Source organism: Paracoccus sp. S4493 (assembly GCF_000967735.1).
In the GTDB taxonomy this organism is placed as follows: domain Bacteria; phylum Pseudomonadota; class Alphaproteobacteria; order Rhodobacterales; family Rhodobacteraceae; genus Paracoccus; species Paracoccus marcusii.
Genome location: NZ_JXYF01000404.1, coordinates 1 through 248, shown reverse-complemented (window position 1 = coordinate 248; position 248 = coordinate 1). Strand labels below are relative to the sequence as shown.

Sequence of the window (248 nt, the reverse complement as noted above, 5' to 3'; positions counted from 1 at the left end):
TCCGCGCCATCGCCGAGGCGCGCGAACATGGCGACCTGTCGGAGAACGCCGAATACCACGCTGCCCGTGAAAAGCAGGGCTTCGTCGAGGGGCGCATCAAGGAGCTGGAGAGCCTGCTGTCGCGCGCCGAGGTCATCGACCCCGCGAAACTGTCGGGCAGCATCAAGTTCGGCGCCCGCGTCAAGCTGATCGACGAGGACACCGAGGAAGAGCGCAACTATCAGATCGTGGGCGAGGCCGAGGCCGAC

Annotated in this window: 1 protein-coding gene; it reads left to right on the top strand. The window is 66.1% G+C overall.

Annotated features, from left to right (window positions below):
• Positions 1 to 248, top strand: a 248-nt coding sequence (greA, locus tag TW83_RS18075; protein WP_045984174.1) for a transcription elongation factor GreA, incomplete at both ends; no start/stop codon positions are given.